Here is a 450-nt window from a genome sequence, read left to right on the forward strand (position 1 = left end):
ACTCTCTCCTTTATAGTTTTAACTTCGCGCAAAAGCCTCTATCAAAGCCAGCCAAATCCTTGTAACAGCTATATTCAAAACCATTGGCCTCTAAGAATTTTTGCATACTTGCTTTTTGATCGTACCCCATCTCACAAGCAACGTTTTTGATATTACGATCTTTGGCAATGAGAATAATGTCTTTTAAGATTTCATCTCCTACTTCACCTCCAAAGATCGCACTTTCTGGCTCATTTAGTACAAATTTACTAAGTTTATAGCCTCTTGCAATATATGGCGGATTTGAAACTAAAATATCAATATCTTCTAAAATTTCATCCACATAAGAGCAGTTTAAAAATTTGATCCTCCCACCTACATCAAATTTATCTGCATTTTTTTTAGCAAGCATCAAAGCTTTTTCGTTGATGTCTGTCGCTACGATATTTGCCTTTGTTTTTAGAGCTAGCA

1 protein-coding gene is annotated in these 450 nt (G+C 34.9%); it reads right to left on the reverse strand.

What is annotated here, in order from left to right; translation table 11 throughout:
- Positions 1 to 10 precede the first annotated feature (10 nt).
- The coding region (locus CYP26_RS09700) for a methyltransferase (protein ID WP_141090095.1) at positions 11 to 450 on the reverse strand (440 nt) is incomplete at its 5' end.

The sequence above is a fragment of the Campylobacter concisus genome (assembly GCF_002913225.1).
Lineage (GTDB): Bacteria > Campylobacterota > Campylobacteria > Campylobacterales > Campylobacteraceae > Campylobacter_A > Campylobacter_A concisus_J.